This window comes from Arthrobacter ginsengisoli, from assembly GCF_031456935.1.
Taxonomy (GTDB): Bacteria; Actinomycetota; Actinomycetes; order Actinomycetales; family Micrococcaceae; genus Arthrobacter; species Arthrobacter ginsengisoli.
In genome coordinates, this window is record NZ_JAVDVQ010000006.1 from 172,495 (window position 1) to 185,953 (window position 13,459).

At 70.0% G+C, this 13,459-nt stretch carries 14 protein-coding genes; 10 read left to right on the forward strand and 4 right to left on the reverse strand.

Going from position 1 to position 13,459, the window contains the following annotated elements:
- Nucleotides 1-137: 137 nt before the first annotated feature.
- The gene (nth, locus tag J2X01_RS09325) at nt 138-935 is read left to right on the forward strand and encodes an endonuclease III (RefSeq protein WP_310056077.1); all 798 of its coding nucleotides are present in this window, start codon (nt 138-140) and stop codon (nt 933-935) included.
- On the forward strand, nt 932-1,630 hold the full coding sequence (locus J2X01_RS09330; RefSeq protein ID WP_310056080.1) for an NUDIX hydrolase: 699 nt from the start codon (nt 932-934) through the stop codon (nt 1,628-1,630). Before nth ends, J2X01_RS09330 begins: the two co-directional genes overlap by 4 nt.
- Before the next feature lie 49 nt (nt 1,631-1,679).
- Here the strand turns inward: J2X01_RS09330 and J2X01_RS09335 are convergent, their stop codons facing one another.
- The gene (locus J2X01_RS09335; RefSeq protein ID WP_310056082.1) at nt 1,680-1,901 is read right to left on the reverse strand and encodes a DUF1508 domain-containing protein; all 222 of its coding nucleotides are present in this window, start codon (nt 1,899-1,901) and stop codon (nt 1,680-1,682) included.
- Nucleotides 1,902-2,042: 141 nt separating this feature from the next.
- On the reverse strand, nt 2,043-3,764 hold the full coding sequence (locus J2X01_RS09340) for a bifunctional 3'-5' exonuclease/DNA polymerase (RefSeq protein WP_310056084.1): 1,722 nt from the start codon (nt 3,762-3,764) through the stop codon (nt 2,043-2,045).
- 148 nt (nt 3,765-3,912) lie between these two features.
- Between J2X01_RS09340 and ssd the strand changes: the two genes are divergently transcribed.
- From ssd to J2X01_RS09375, 7 genes are all read left to right on the forward strand, one after another.
- Complete coding sequence (ssd, locus tag J2X01_RS09345; RefSeq protein WP_310056086.1) at nt 3,913-5,094, forward strand: septum site-determining protein Ssd; 1,182 nt, start codon at nt 3,913-3,915, stop codon at nt 5,092-5,094.
- Nucleotides 5,091-6,326 (forward strand): TadA family conjugal transfer-associated ATPase, encoded by a 1,236-nt coding sequence (locus J2X01_RS09350; protein ID WP_310056089.1) that lies wholly within the window; start codon nt 5,091-5,093, stop codon nt 6,324-6,326. Before ssd ends, J2X01_RS09350 begins: the two co-directional genes overlap by 4 nt.
- Nucleotides 6,323-7,186: a hypothetical protein gene (locus tag J2X01_RS09355; RefSeq protein ID WP_310056092.1), complete on the forward strand. Its 864-nt coding sequence runs from the start codon at nt 6,323-6,325 to the stop codon at nt 7,184-7,186. Before J2X01_RS09350 ends, J2X01_RS09355 begins: the two co-directional genes overlap by 4 nt.
- Nucleotides 7,183-7,794: a type II secretion system F family protein gene (locus J2X01_RS09360; protein WP_310056095.1), complete on the forward strand. Its 612-nt coding sequence runs from the start codon at nt 7,183-7,185 to the stop codon at nt 7,792-7,794. The genes J2X01_RS09355 and J2X01_RS09360 overlap by 4 nt, the downstream gene beginning before the upstream one ends.
- A gap of 160 nt (nt 7,795-7,954) precedes the next feature.
- Nucleotides 7,955-8,248 (forward strand): DUF4244 domain-containing protein, encoded by a 294-nt coding sequence (locus J2X01_RS09365; RefSeq protein ID WP_310056098.1) that lies wholly within the window; start codon nt 7,955-7,957, stop codon nt 8,246-8,248.
- A 23-nt stretch (nt 8,249-8,271) separates the two neighbouring features.
- A complete protein-coding gene (locus J2X01_RS09370; protein ID WP_310056101.1) occupies nt 8,272-8,739 on the forward strand; it encodes a TadE family type IV pilus minor pilin in 468 nt (155 codons plus the stop codon).
- Nucleotides 8,736-9,137: an Rv3654c family TadE-like protein gene (locus tag J2X01_RS09375; protein WP_310056104.1), complete on the forward strand. Its 402-nt coding sequence runs from the start codon at nt 8,736-8,738 to the stop codon at nt 9,135-9,137. The genes J2X01_RS09370 and J2X01_RS09375 overlap by 4 nt, the downstream gene beginning before the upstream one ends.
- 14 nt (nt 9,138-9,151) lie before the next feature.
- Here the strand turns inward: J2X01_RS09375 and sftH are convergent, their stop codons facing one another.
- Entirely contained in the window at nt 9,152-11,539 is a 2,388-nt protein-coding gene (gene sftH, locus J2X01_RS09380; RefSeq protein WP_310056106.1) for a DNA 3'-5' helicase SftH, read from the reverse strand.
- Nucleotides 11,540-11,616: 77 nt separating this feature from the next.
- Nucleotides 11,617-12,309, reverse strand: coding sequence for a GNAT family N-acetyltransferase (locus tag J2X01_RS09385; RefSeq protein ID WP_310056109.1), 693 nt, complete (start codon nt 12,307-12,309; stop codon nt 11,617-11,619).
- Nucleotides 12,310-12,502: 193 nt separating this feature from the next.
- Here J2X01_RS09385 and trhO point away from each other — a divergent pair, with 193 nt between their 5' ends.
- Nucleotides 12,503-13,396 carry an oxygen-dependent tRNA uridine(34) hydroxylase TrhO gene (trhO, locus tag J2X01_RS09390; RefSeq protein WP_310056112.1) on the forward strand — a complete coding sequence of 298 codons (894 nt, stop codon included), beginning with the start codon at nt 12,503-12,505 and terminating at the stop codon, nt 13,394-13,396.
- Nucleotides 13,397-13,459 lie beyond the last annotated feature (63 nt).

Sequence of the window (13,459 nt, forward strand, 5' to 3'; positions counted from 1 at the left end):
CCAGCCCCGTGGCCATCGAGTCCAGCAATCCGGCAACCCGCAGCACCCCGGGTGCCCATAGTGCCGGTCCCCAAGGAGCAGGTGCCAAAAGAACAGGTGCCAAAAGCGCCGGTCCCAAAAGCGCCGGTCCCAGGAGCGTGGGCGCGGGGGCCGCCGGGGAGTCGCTGCTGGGCCTGAAACGCCGCGCCCGCCGGATCAACCGGGCGCTTGCGGAACAGTACCCCTATGCCCACGCGGAGCTCGATTTCCGCAGCCCGTTCGAGCTGGTGGTGGCCACGGTGTTGTCCGCGCAGACCACGGACGTCACCGTCAACCAGATCACGCCCCTGCTGTTCACCCGCTATCCGGACGCGCGGAGCATGGCGGAGGCGGACCCGGCCGAGCTGGAAACCATCATCAAACCCACCGGATTCTTCCGCGCCAAGACCAGGAACCTGATGGCGTTGTGCAACCGGCTCGTGGATGAGTACAACGGCGAAGTGCCGGGCCGGCTGGCCGATCTGGTGACGCTTCCCGGCGTCGGGCGGAAAACCGCGAACGTGGTGCTCGGGAACGCGTTCGGCGTCCCCGGGATCACCGTGGATACGCACTTTGGCCGGCTCGCGAACCGGTTTGGCTGGACCGAGTCAGATGATCCGGTGAAGATCGAAGCCGACGTCGGCGAGCTGTTCGAGCCGAAGGACTGGACCATGCTCTCGCACCGGGTGGTGTTCCACGGCCGGCGCGTGTGCCATTCCCGGAAGCCGGCCTGCGGCGCCTGTGCGGTGGCGAACTGGTGCCCGAGCTACGGGATGGGGGAGACAGACCCGGAAAAGGCGAAGAAACTGCTGAAGTACGAGCTGGCCCCGGGGCAGGAGGAGCTGCTGTCAAAGCTTCTCGCGGAAACGCATCGTGCCGCGGAAATCCGGATGGAATCCCAGAGGAGGCCGCTGTGACGGCCCGTCAGGACCTCATCGACCTGGTGGCCGCCGTGGAAGCCGGAACGGCGCCGTCGCCCGACCCGCGCTGGCGGGAACTCGTCGTCGAGCCCGGGGAACGGGTCCGCCGGGCGGCCGTCCTGATGCTGTTCGGCTCCCTCGACGCCGTCCCGGCGACCTCAGTCAAACTCCTCGCCCCGGCTGATCTGGATGTCCTGCTGCTGCAGCGGGCCCAGACCCTGGATGACCATCCGGGCCAGGTCGCCTTCCCTGGCGGCGGCATCGACCCGGGGGAATCCGTCATCGGCGCCGCCCTGCGGGAAGCGGAAGAAGAAACCGGGCTGGATCCGACTGGTGTCGAGGTCCTCGGCGTAATGCCGGAACTCGCCCTTCCCCGCGGCAACTTCCTGGTGACGCCGGTTCTGGGCTGGTGGGCGTCCCAGTCCCCGGTGCGTGTCGTGGACTACGGCGAGTCCGCCCAGGTTTTCCGCGTCCCGGTCCGGGACCTGCTCGACCCGGACAACCGCGTGATGGCCACCGTGACCCGGGCCGGGCAGACGTTCCAGAGCCCCGCTTTTACCGTCAACGACGTGGTGGTCTGGGGCTTCACCGGGATGATCCTCAACCAGCTTTTCGACCAGCTGGGGTGGGCAGTCCCGTGGGACCGCACCAGCCTGCTCGATGTCGACACCTGGAGCAGGCTTGACGGCTGAGCCGGAAGGTCCGGGCCTTGCCGTTGGACCCTCCGCCTAAACCCTGGTCCTAACTGGTAGCCAGCCTGGCGGCCGGCCGCTTGGTGCGTCCCTTGGACGTGTCGACGACCAGCCCGGTCGCGGCGTTCTCCCGCACGGCCTTGATGCCCGCGGCAGCCGCCTTGATGGTGTTGAACAGTGGTGAAACGGCGACTACCGTTCCGTCGGATGCCGTCAGCTTGAAGAAGTACTTCTTCTCGCCGGCCTCGGCGATCTCAAAAATTCCAGCCAATGTATTGCCTCCCCAAGGAATATGCGTCTTTGCATGGCCAGCAAGGTATCGGATCACTGGCCGGCCTTTCCGAGAGTAACCGCCGTCACACGGTCGCGCAACGCTACCGGCAGGTAGGTTACGGCGGGCGATGCGGGACGACTATTTAGCGTGGTCGTACGAGTCCACGACGGCGACGCTCACCGGGAATTCCACCGGGATTTTGCCGAACAGCAGTTCCTTGGCGGCATTCGCGGCTTCCTCGATGGCGCGCACGCAGGCGGTCACGGCGGCCTCGGGGCAGTGCACCATGACTTCGTCGTGCAGGAAGAAGACCAGTTCCCCGGCGGGGGTGCCGTCCGCACGCAGGGCGCGCAGCCGGCGTCGAAGTTCCGCCAGCCAGCAGGCCGCCCAGTCCGCCGCGGAACCCTGGACCACGAAGTTGCGGGTGAACCTGCCCCGGGAGCGGGCGATCGAGTCGGCTCGGCGCTGTTCCTCGGCGCTGGTCGACTGCTGGCTTTGCAGCCAGCGGTCGGACGGCGGAGGGCTGCTACGGCCCAGCCGTGACGTGACCGTCCTGCCAGCCTCGCCTTCGCGGGCCGCATGTTCCACGAAACCGACCGCCCGCGGATAGGTGCGGGTCAGCTGGGGCATCAGGCGCCCGGACTCGCCGGTCGTTGCCCCGTAGATCGCCCCGAGCAGCGCCACCTTCGCCTTGGCGCGGTCGCCGCCGAAACCCTGCGCGGCGATGCCGGCATACAGGTCCTTGTCCCGTGCGGCTTCGGCCATTCTGGCGTCCTGGGCCAGCGCCACGAGCACGCGGGGCTCAAGCTGCGAGGCGTCGGCGACGATCAGCTTGTGCCCCGGATCGGCGTGCACGGCGCCGCGGATCTGCCGCGGAATCTGCAGCGCCCCGCCGCCGCGGGAAGCCCAGCGGCCGGAGACCACGCCGCCCACCACATACTCCGGCTGGAACCGGCCGTTCTTCACCCACGCATCCAGCCACACCCAGCCGTTGGCGGCATGCAGGCGGGAGAGTTTCTTGAAGGCCAGCAGCGGCTCGATCGCCGGGTGGCTGGATTCCTTCAATTCCCACTGCCGCGTGGTCTTCACTTCGATGCCGTTCCGGTGCAGGGCGCGCATCAGCTCCTGCGGCGAATCCGGGTTCAGCGAGGGGGAATCCAGCAGCTGCCGCAGTTCGGCGGTGAGTGCCTCCAGCTTCGCCGGACGGTGGCCAGCGGCAGGCCGAGGACCGAGGTAGCCGGCCAGGATCTGCTCATGCAGTTCCTCGCGCCACGGCACGCCGGTGTGCTGCATTTCGGCCGCGATCATGGCCCCGGCGGACTCGGCCGCGAGCAGCAGCTGCAGGCGCTGCCTGCGGTTCCCGCCGTGGCGTTCGGCGCCGGGACCTTCCGCCTGACTCAGGGCCTCCTGCTGGGCGGCGTACTCCGCGCGGAGATCCTCGGGGCTGTGCCGGGGTGTTTTGCGCAGGCCGGGATCGTCGAACAGGGCGCCCTGGTCAGCCGGCGGGGGAGGCGGCTGCAGCGCCCGCGGGGGCTGCAGCTCCTCGTCCTGGGTCAGTTTCTCTGCGTTCTGCGCATACGCGGTGTGGGCGGTGAACTCCGAGTGCGCCAGGATCGCGCCGCACAGGGTCAGGTCATAGCAGCGTTCCAGCTCGACGCCGGCGGCCAGCAGCGCTGGGTACCAGTTCTGTGTGCGGTGCCAGATCCAGCGCGGCCGCCGCTGCTCGAGGCCACGCACGACGCCGGTCAGCTCGGCGGAGCTGACGATCCGCGGTACGGGCGTTGCCGGGTGCGGCGTGCCGTCCGCAGTGAGTTCCTGGAGGGCTGCGCCGTCGGCGTGGGCGGCGAGCAGCAGGTACATAGGGTCAATTCTGCCCTGCCGGGCGGGTTTAGTAAGTCATGGGCCGGCCATGTGCTGGCCGCCTGCGTGGCGGGTGCTGGTGCACGGCTTGTCCACATAGCGGCCGGCGCGGGTTATGGCCGGTTCCCGGGGCGGGAAGAGTGGCCACATGAGCAGGCACCAGCTATCGACCTCCGGCCCTGATCCCCGAGCCGGCCTCCTGCCGGGAGCGGCGGAGGCCGGGGGATTGGGCGGCGGGTTGGGCAGCGGCCCGGACGCCGCGCCGGGGGCTGCGCGATGGCTGCCGGAGGAGTCCTCGGAGACGCTGTTGGTTACGGGTTCCGAGGAGCTGCGCGGTGAAGTGGAACGTGTGGTGGCGGCGTCCGGCGGCGGCCTGCGCACGGTGCGGAACATCCGGGAGGCGGCGCCGTTTTGGGACACGGCGGCGGTGGTCCTGCTCGGCAGCGACATCCCCGACGTGCCGCCGCGGGGGCGATCGCCGGCCGTCCTCGTGGGCCTCCAGGGGGACGGCGACGGTCTGTGGCACCTGGCGGCGGCCCTTGGGGCTGAACGGGTCGCCGTGTTGCCCGATGCCGCGTCCTGGCTCGCCGAGTACCTCACCCGCTCCCGCACGCCTGAGTCCGGCGGAACAGTCCTCGGCATTGTCGGGGGCTGTGGCGGCGCGGGGGCCAGCACGGCCGCGGTCTGGCTTGCCCACGCTGCCGCCCGGGAGGGAATGCGCGTCCTGCTCGTGGACGGCGACCCGTGGGGCGGGGGTCTGGAGCTGGTGCTCGCCGCCGAGGAAACCCCCGGTCTCCGCTGGCCGGACCTGGCTGACGCGAGCGGCATGATCGATCCCCGCCAGCTCGCTGATTCCCTGCCCCTCGCCGGCGGGTTCCCCTTCCTTTCCTGGCCCGGGAACAAGGAACGCCACCACGGAGTGGATCACGCCGTCGTCGCCGGCGTCCTGGACGCCGGCCGGCGCGGCTTCGAGCTCGTCCTCGTGGACATCGGCCGGGGACGGGAAGCGCTAAGGACATTCGCCTGGGACTGCGACCGGATCGTTGTCGTCGCGCCCGCGCTGCTGCGCGCGGCCGTGGCAACGGCCCGGCTCCTGCAGGACCTTCCCGCGGTGGATACCGTGCTGGTGGTGCGGGGCAAACCAGGGTCCGCGCTGGACGCCGGGTTGATTGCCGAGTCCGTCGGGTTGCCGCTGGCCGGGATGGTTCCGGACGTCAGGCGTGCCGCCGCCGCGACGGAACTCGGGCGCCTGCTGGACACCTCGCGGCAGCGTAATGTGCGGCGGTTCACCGGAAGCGTGCTGGACTTCGGTGCGGGTGCCTCAGGATGAGCGCCCATTCCGCACCGGGCCCCCCGGACGGTGCTGCTGGTCCGCGCTTCCGGCCGCCGGCCCGCGCCTCCGTCGACGCGCGGCTGCTGGAATCCGTCCGCGAATCGGTGATGTCCGACGCCGGGCCGGTGACGCCGTCGCGCGTGGCCGCCGCCGTGCAGGCGAGCGGACGACTGCTGGGGACCGCGGGCGCCCTGGCCGCGGTCGAGGGGATCAGCGCGGAACTGAACGGTCTCGGACCCCTGCAGGTGCTGGTCCGGGACCCGGCCGTGACAGACATCTTCGTCAACGGCCCCGGGTCCGTCTGGCTGGACCGCGGCGGCGGACTCGAGCGGGCACCCGTGGCGTTTTCCGGTGAACCGCAGGTCCGGGCGCTGGCGGCCCGGCTGGTGTCCGCCGGCGGGCGGCGCCTGGACGACGGTTCACCCTGCGTCGATATCAGGCTCGACGGCGGCTTCCGGGTCCACGCCGTCCTGCCGCCGATCTCCACGACGGGGACACTCCTGAGCATCAGGATCCGGCGGGAACGGGTCTTCTCGATGGACGAGCTCGGGCGGGGCGGGATGTTCGGGTCATTCGTGCGGACCGTGCTGGAAAGGATGGTTGAGCGCCGTTTGAGTTTCCTGATCAGCGGAGCCACTGGCTCGGGGAAGACAACCCTGCTCGCTACGCTCCTTGGCCTGTGTTCGCCGGGCGAGCGGCTGGTGCTGATTGAGGACGCCTCGGAGCTGAACCCGGTCCACCCGCACGTCGTTTCGCTGGAGGCCAGGCACGGAAACCTGGAAGGCGGCGGCGTTGTGGATTTGGGCGAGCTCGTGCGGCAGTCGCTGCGGATGCGGCCGGACCGGCTGGTGGTGGGGGAGTGCCGCGGAGCCGAGGTGCGCGAGCTGCTGGCTGCCATGAACACCGGTCACAGCGGAGGAGGCGGAACCATCCACGCCAACACGGCCGCCGACGTGCCGGCCAGATTAACGGCGTTGGGGGCGCTGGCCGGGATGGGGCAGGACGCCGTCCGGCTGCAGGCGGTCAGCGCCCTCGACACGGTGGTCCACGTGGAAAGGCTCAACGGCGCCCGGACCGTGGCCTGCATCGGTGTCCTGGACGACAGCCCGGCGGGCCTGGTCGTCGGCTCCGCACTGGACATTTGTGCCGGGGACGTCCGTGTCGGGCCGGCCTGGCCCCGGCTGGCCGTCCGTCTTGGATTGGACCCCGGCGCGGGGGACCCGGCGTGACCGCCCTGCTCCTTGGCCTCCTGGTCCTCGCCGTGTTCCTGGCGCTGGCGCCCGCGGGGGCGCCGCGCCGCCGGATTCGAGCGGCGCTGGCTGCCGGGCGGGGTGTTCCGGCCGCCGCTTCCCCGGCGGGCCCTGCCGGGCTGCCCGGATGCCGGCGCCGGAACGCGCCGACGGTTTCGATGACCCTCCTTGTGCAGCAGATGGCGGCTTTGCTCAAGGGCGGCCGTACTGCAGCGCGGCTCTGGGATGAGCTGTGGCTCCTGCATGTGGGCGACCGCTCCGGGTTGTGGCCCGGAGTACTGACTGGGATCCCGGGGGCGATGCCCGGGGACGGACCTTCCGGCCGCAGCCCGGGGCTGGCGCCAGGATCGGTGCGGCGGCTGGCTGCCGCCCGCGGGGCAGCCATGCGGGGTTCTCCCGTCGCGGCCGCAATCCGCTCCGGTGCCGCCGACGTGTCCGGCGGAACCGGTGCCCGGCCGCCCGGGGACAGCGAGTCCGGCGAGGATCTGCGCGAGCGGCGCGTCTGGTTTCAGCTCGCCGCGTGCTTTGACGTTGCCGAGGCCAGCGGTTGCCCGCTCGCGGACGTGTTGACCCGCTTCGCCGCCCAGCTCGAGGCCGAGGACGACGCGGAGGCCGCCCGCCAGACGGCGCTCGCCGGGCCCCGCGCCACCGTGCGGCTGCTGACGTGGCTTCCGTTCCTGGGCCTGGGCTTGGGGGTGCTGCTGGGTGTGGATCCTGTCGAGACCCTGCTGGGAACCCCCTGGGGTGTGTCGGCGCTCGCCGCAGGCCTTGCGCTGACCGCGGCCGGCCGGATTTGGTCGGCCCGGCTCGTCCGGGCGGCCGCGGGACTGCAGCCATGACGGTGGAAACCGGGGGCCTTGCGGTGCTCGCGGTACTGGCGGCCGCGGCCGTGACCGCGTTTTCGGACCGTGGCACCGCCAGGCGGAGACTGCGACTCCAGACGCGGCCTGCCCCGGACGCCGCAGGCTCGGGCTCCTCAAAATACGCCGACACGCCGGCGGGGGAGGCCGGCGAACCCGGCCTCGGTGATACGGCCATGATGCTGGAACTGATCGGCGCGATGCTCGAGGCGGGAGCCGGGCTTGGCCGAGCCCTTGGGCTCGTCGCCGAGCTGGCAACCCCGGAAGTCCGTGGTCCGCTGCGGCCGGTCGTCGCTGCGCTCGCCATTGGCGCCGACTGGGACACCGCGTGGCGCAGCGCCGACGTCCGGTCGCCGGGACTTCTCGCCCTGCGCCAGGCGCTGGGATTTGCCGCGCTCACCGGCGCCCCGTCTTCAGCGATCCTCTACGCCCAGGCGGCACGCATGCGCCGCGCGCGGTTCCGGTCCGCGGAGAAACAGGCCGCGGCGCTGGGAGTGAAGTTGGTCGTGCCGCTGGGCCTGTGTTCACTGCCGGCCTTCGTCTGCCTGGGTGTCGTGCCGGTGCTGCTGGCGATGCTGCCGCGCTGACCCCGGAATCGCCGGGCCGTGCTGAAGAGCATTCCTCCACAGCCCGTGTGGCGGGGCAGTTTTCCACTTGGCTGAAGGAATGCCTTACGCCTCGCCTGCCCGGCCGGAAGAGTCGAAGAACAGCCGGCGGTCCCGCCGGAAACCAAAGAAAGGTCCTTCAATGTCAGCCCATCACGTTCCACCCGTCGGCCTGCGCAACGCCCGGCACGTACACCCCCAGCTGGAGGATGCCGAGGTCCATGAGATCTATCCGGGCGCCACCGCCGCCGGCCCCCAGCGGGCGCAAAAGCGGCGAAGGCTGTTCGGCTCCGAAGGCGGAATGGCGACGGCAGAATACGCCATAGCCACGCTCGCCGCGGTGGGGTTTGCCGGCATCCTCGTGTTCATCATGCGCAGTGACGAGGTCCGGGGATTTCTGCTGAACCTCATCCGCACGGCGCTCGCCTTGCCATGAGCTGCAGATGGCAGTCCGGAGGAGTGAAGCGGACAGCGTCTTTCCCCCGCGCTGCCACGGCCGCCCGGTGGCGGCCGGGCCGGAGGGCCGGCGCAAGCCGCGGCGCGGTCACGGCTGAATTCGCGGTCACGCTGCCCGCCGTGCTGCTCCTGCTCGGACTGCTGCTGGCCGGCTCGGCGGCGGGCGTGACCCAGTTGCGGTTGGAGGAAGCCGCACGGGCCGGCGCCCGCGCCCTGGCCCGGGGCGAGGACGCCGGCGCCGTGGACATGATCGTCCGCCGGCTTGCCGGAGACTCGGCAGATGCGGCCGTGGCGTCCGACGGCGAATGGCTCACCGTGACGGTCTCCGGCAGGGTTCCCGGTGCCGTCGGGTCGCTTCTTCCCTGGACTTTCTCGGCCCGCGCCTGGGCCCGCGGGGAAACGTCCGAACCGTCAGCCGCGGCCGTCGGAGCCCCGAGCCGGCGCCACCAGCTGCAGGGTCTCGCGGCATGAGCCCGCCGACGCGGGTGACCGCTCCAGGCGGGCACGCGGAGCACCCGGAGTACCTCGAGCACCCGGAGCGCGGCGCCGGAACCGTGCTGGCGCTCGGGCTGGGGCTGCTGGTTGTCCTCGCAGCGGTCCTGGTCGTGCTGCTGGCACAGTCGGCTGCGATGGCGGCCCGGGCGGCGGCCGCCGCAGATCTGGCGGCACTCGCTGCGGCGGATGCTGCCCGGGGAATCACCCCCGGAGAGCCATGTGCCGTCGCCGCGGACGTCGCACGCCGGAACAACGCCAGGGTCCTCAGCTGCGCGGAAGGCGCCGGAAACACGGTCCAGGTCCGTACCGAGCTCGAGGTCCGCACACCCGTGGGGGCGGCCACCGGGCTGGCCAGGGCAGGGCCGCCGCCGTGAGCCGGCGGCCGCGGCTACGCCTGCAGCGGTGTGGCGACCTGGTCCGGCTGCCCGGTGCTCATCCGGTCTGTCGCGTCCTTGAGCAGCACGTTGATGAGCGTGACGGCCGCGTCCTTGTCGAGGGGGTTGTTCTTGTTGCCGCACTTGGGCGACTGCACACAGGACGGGCAGCCCGACTCGCATTCGCAGGCCTTGATCGCGTCGCGGGTGGCGGCGAGCCAGACCAGGGCCTTGTCGTAGCCGCGCTCGGCGAAGCCCGCCCCGCCGGGGTGGCCGTCATACACGAAAATGGTCGGCACCCCCGTGTCCGCATGAATGGCCGTGGACACGCCGCCGATGTCCCAGCGGTCGCTGGAGGCAACCAGGGGCAGGAGCCCGATCGCCGCGTGTTCCGCGGCGTGCAGGGCACCCGGGAACTGGGCCTCGATCAGCCCGGCACCAGTCAGCGAGCGGTTGTCCACGACAAACCACACCGCCTTCGTGAACAGGTCCCGGGCACCCAGCTGCAACGGCTCCTCACCGAGGATTTCATTGGAAATCAGTGCCTTGCGCTGAAAAGAGACCACCTGTGTGGTGACTTTCACGTCTCCGAAATGCACGGCCACATCGCCCCACTGCGTGGTGCGCTGCGTTTCGAGCACCTCGATCTGAGTCACGTCGCGGGCGGTGGTGTAGTAGTCCGGGTTCGCCCGGCGCACCATCACGCAGTGATCGTCCTCGTTCAGGTCCTCCACCACGTAGCTCTCGCCCTGATGGACGTAGATGGCACCCGTGTGGGCCTGGTAATGCGTTTGCGGCGAATCCATGGTCCCGAGCAGGGATCCAGTGTCGGCGTCCACGATGCTCACCGGGCCGCCGCCGTCGGCCCTCAGGTTCACCATGGCCGCGGCGCTTTGCGGGTGGGTCCAGAACCACCCCGCGGGGCGCCGGCGCAGGTATCCCCGGGCCACGAGCTGGTCCAGGAGTTTCTCGGACGTGGCACCGAACAGGTCCAGCTCGGCGTACCCGAGCGGCAGTTCGGCGGCGGCGGCACACAGGTGAGGACCCAGCACATAGGGGTTGGCGGGATCGAAGACGGTGGCCTCCACGGAGACGTCGAAGATCGCCTCGGGATGGTTCACCAGGTAGGTGTCCAGCGGATCATCGCTGGCGACGAAAGCGGCAATGGCGTCCTGCCCGGCCCGGCCGGCCCGGCCGATCTGCTGGAACAACGACGCGCGCGTTCCCGGCCAGCCGGCGACCAGCACGGCGTCGAGGCCGGAGATGTCGATTCCCAGTTCCAGGGCCGAGGTACTGGAAACACCCAGCAGCTCGCCGGAACGCAGCGCTCTCTCCAGTGCCCGGCGCTCCTCCGGCAGGTAGCCCGAACGGTAGGCCGCGACCCGCTGCGGCAGGCTGGGATCGACCTCGTCGAGGAGGCGCTTGGTGATGGAGGCGATCGTTTCGGCGCCGCGCCGGGACTTGATGAAGGCAATGGTCCGCACCCGCGAGGACACCAGGTTGGCCAGCAGTTCCGCGGTTTCCGCCACGGCCGTACGTCGTTCCTTGGCACCGTTCTCGCCGCGGAGCTCGGTCAGGGCGGGCTCCCAGAACGCGACGGTGGTGGAGCCGTGGGGCGAGGAATCCTCGGACACGGCACGGACCGGAGCGCCGATGAGCCGTCCGAAGGAGGTTTCGGGCTCCGACGCTGTGGCCGAGGCGGCGATGAACACCGGCCCGGACCCGTCCGGGCTGTAGTAGGCGCAGATCCGGCGCAGCCGTCGCATCAGATTGGCCACGTGGGATCCGAAGACGCCACGGTAGCTGTGCGCCTCGTCGACGACCACGTAGCGCAGCCGGCGGAAGAACCGCGCCCACCACGCGTGGTTGGGGAGGATCCCGAAGTGCAGCATGTCAGGGTTCGCCAGAATGAAGTTGGCGTGGTCTCGGATCCACCGGCGGGATGCGGGGTCCGTGTCGCCGTCGTAGGTTTCGGCCCGGACGGTTGGGAGCTTGAGCGCCCGGATGGCGGCCAGCTGGTCGGCCGCCAGGGCCTTCGTGGGCGACAAATAAAGGGTGACCGCACCGTCGTCGTGGATCTTGCCCGGATCGGCAAGGACCCGTAGCTCGGAGCGGTGGATCGCGTCCAGCGCCGGCAGCTGGTAGGCCAGCGATTTTCCGGAGGCCGTACCGGTGGCGATCACCACGTGCTCGCCGTCGTGGGCGAGTTCGGCGGCATCGATCTGGTGGCGGTAGGGCTCGTGAATGCCGAGCGAAGCGTAGGCGTCCACCAGATCGGCGTGGGCCCACTCGGGCCACGGCGCGTGCACGGCCCGGCGGGCGGCGATGGTGCGCACATGACGGAGCTGTTCCGGGTCCGGGCCGCGGCCCAGCAACGGAATCAGGGAATCATGGGGGTTCACTCGTCCATTCTTTCACCCGGCCTCAAATCGTCCGGGGCACGGGACCCGCCGTCACCGGGACCCGCGGGCACGGGTCCTCAGCCCACGGACAAGTCCGAGCCCTCGTCAGAGGTTGAGAGCATCAGTACATGGCAGACGGTGGTCCAGCCGAGGTGCGAGTACAACTTCTGCCCGTCGAGGGACGCGAGCAGCAGCCCGTTTTCCACGTCATGCTCGAAAGCCTGGGCGGCGAGTGCCCGCATGATGAAGCTGCCCAGGCCCCGGCGCAGGAATCCTGGTTCCGTGATGATCTTGTCGAAGATTGCCGTGTGGTCCACGACCAGCACGCGCCCGCTCGCCGCCACCTCGTCCCCGGCATAGACCACGGCGTGGTGCACTCCGTCCGAGCGGGACTGGGTCCACCGGAGATCATCATCAGGAAGCCAGGGGTCCTCGGAGTCCTGCGTCTCCATGTCCACGATCATCATCGTCTGCGAGGCCGACGTGACGTTGAGCCCGTGCCGCTGGGCGAGGAATGAGTACCGGGCGACGTCATTAGTGAGGATTGTGAGGACCCGGGCGGGTACCTCAGCTGTGGCGGCGGCGAGTGCCGCAAGCTCCGCCTCGGAGGGGTCATGGGCGAAGTATTCCCATTCGTGGGTGGTGTCGGCCCTGAAGGCAGCAGGGAACCGGCCCTCCCGGCGTGTTTCATATCCCCGGCAGCCGGCCCAGCCGGTGACCCAGATTTCCAGCAGATGCGTGGTGTCTGCAACCATGGCCTCAAGACTCATGAGACGAGCGTATTCCAGCCCCGCCGCTAGCAACAGGGGGGCCGGGTGCGGGAACATCCGTGCTTACCCAATTGTGACCGGACGGCCCCCCGCCGGACCCGGCGCGGGGGCGGACCACGGACGCGGGCCGGACAACGCCCTCCCCGGGGCCACGGCGTGGCCGGGCTGTTGGTCCACCCAGTACCCTTAAAACGTGGCTTTGAACAGAATTGTGCTTTTTTACGGCTTTACCCCCCTCGCGGACCCGGACGCCGTCCGGCTCTGGCAGCGGGCCCTTTGCGAGAAACTCGGGCTGACGGGCCGCATCATCATCTCGAAGGACGGCATCAACGCGACCGTCGGCGGCGAGCTGAACGCGGTCAAGCAGTACGTGAAGACCACGCGCGAATACAAGGGCTTCCACGGTATCGACGTGAAGTGGTCCGACGGCGGCGCCGCGGACTTCCCCCGGCTGAGCGTTAAAGTCCGCGACGAGATTGTGTCCTTTGGGGCCCCCGGGGAGCTCAAGGTCGATGCGAACGGCGTCGTGGGAGGCGGCATGCACCTCAAGCCCGAGGAACTCCACCGACTCGTCGAAGCGCGCAGGGAATCCGGGGAGGAGGTTGTCTTCTTCGACGGACGCAACGGCTTCGAGGCCCAGATCGGCAAGTTCAAGGACGCGGTCGTCCCGGACGTGGCAACCACCCACGACTTCATCAAGGAACTTGACTCCGGCAAGTACGACGCACTCAAAGACAAGCCGGTCGTCACCTACTGCACCGGCGGGATCCGCTGCGAAGTGCTGTCCAGCCTGATGGTCAACCGCGGCTTCAAGGAGGTCTACCAGCTCGACGGGGGGATCGTCCGCTACGGCGAAACCTTCAAGGACCAGGGCCTATGGGAGGGCTCCCTCTACGTTTTCGACAAGCGCATGCACCTGGAATTCAGCGGCGAGGCGAAGACCATCGGCGAATGCGTCCGCTGCTCGGCGCCCACGAGCAAGTTTGAGAACTGCTCCAACGCGTCCTGCCGCACGCTCACGCTGTACTGCTCGGACTGCGCCGCCAGCCCCGAGACGCTCCGCTGCCCGGACGGCTGCGCAGCCTGATAAGCCCCCGCTCCGCCCGCCCGCGCCCGCTCGCCCCGGCTTGCGCCACGACTCCCCGCACGG

What these genes read in the sequence shown, in the direction of transcription:
- J2X01_RS09340 (WP_310056084.1), bottom strand. Translation starts at nt 3,764, where the DNA reads ATGTACCTGCTGCTCGCCGCCCACGCCGACGGCGCAGCCCTCCAGGAA.
- ssd (WP_310056086.1), top strand. Translation starts at nt 3,913, where the DNA reads ATGAGCAGGCACCAGCTATCGACCTCCGGCCCTGATCCCCGAGCCGGC.
- J2X01_RS09350 (WP_310056089.1), top strand. Translation starts at nt 5,091, where the DNA reads ATGAGCGCCCATTCCGCACCGGGCCCCCCGGACGGTGCTGCTGGTCCG.
- J2X01_RS09360 (WP_310056095.1), top strand. Translation starts at nt 7,183, where the DNA reads ATGACGGTGGAAACCGGGGGCCTTGCGGTGCTCGCGGTACTGGCGGCC.
- J2X01_RS09365 (WP_310056098.1), top strand. Translation starts at nt 7,955, where the DNA reads ATGTCAGCCCATCACGTTCCACCCGTCGGCCTGCGCAACGCCCGGCAC.
- J2X01_RS09375 (WP_310056104.1), top strand. Translation starts at nt 8,736, where the DNA reads ATGAGCCCGCCGACGCGGGTGACCGCTCCAGGCGGGCACGCGGAGCAC.
- J2X01_RS09385 (WP_310056109.1), bottom strand. Translation starts at nt 12,309, where the DNA reads ATGAGTCTTGAGGCCATGGTTGCAGACACCACGCATCTGCTGGAAATC.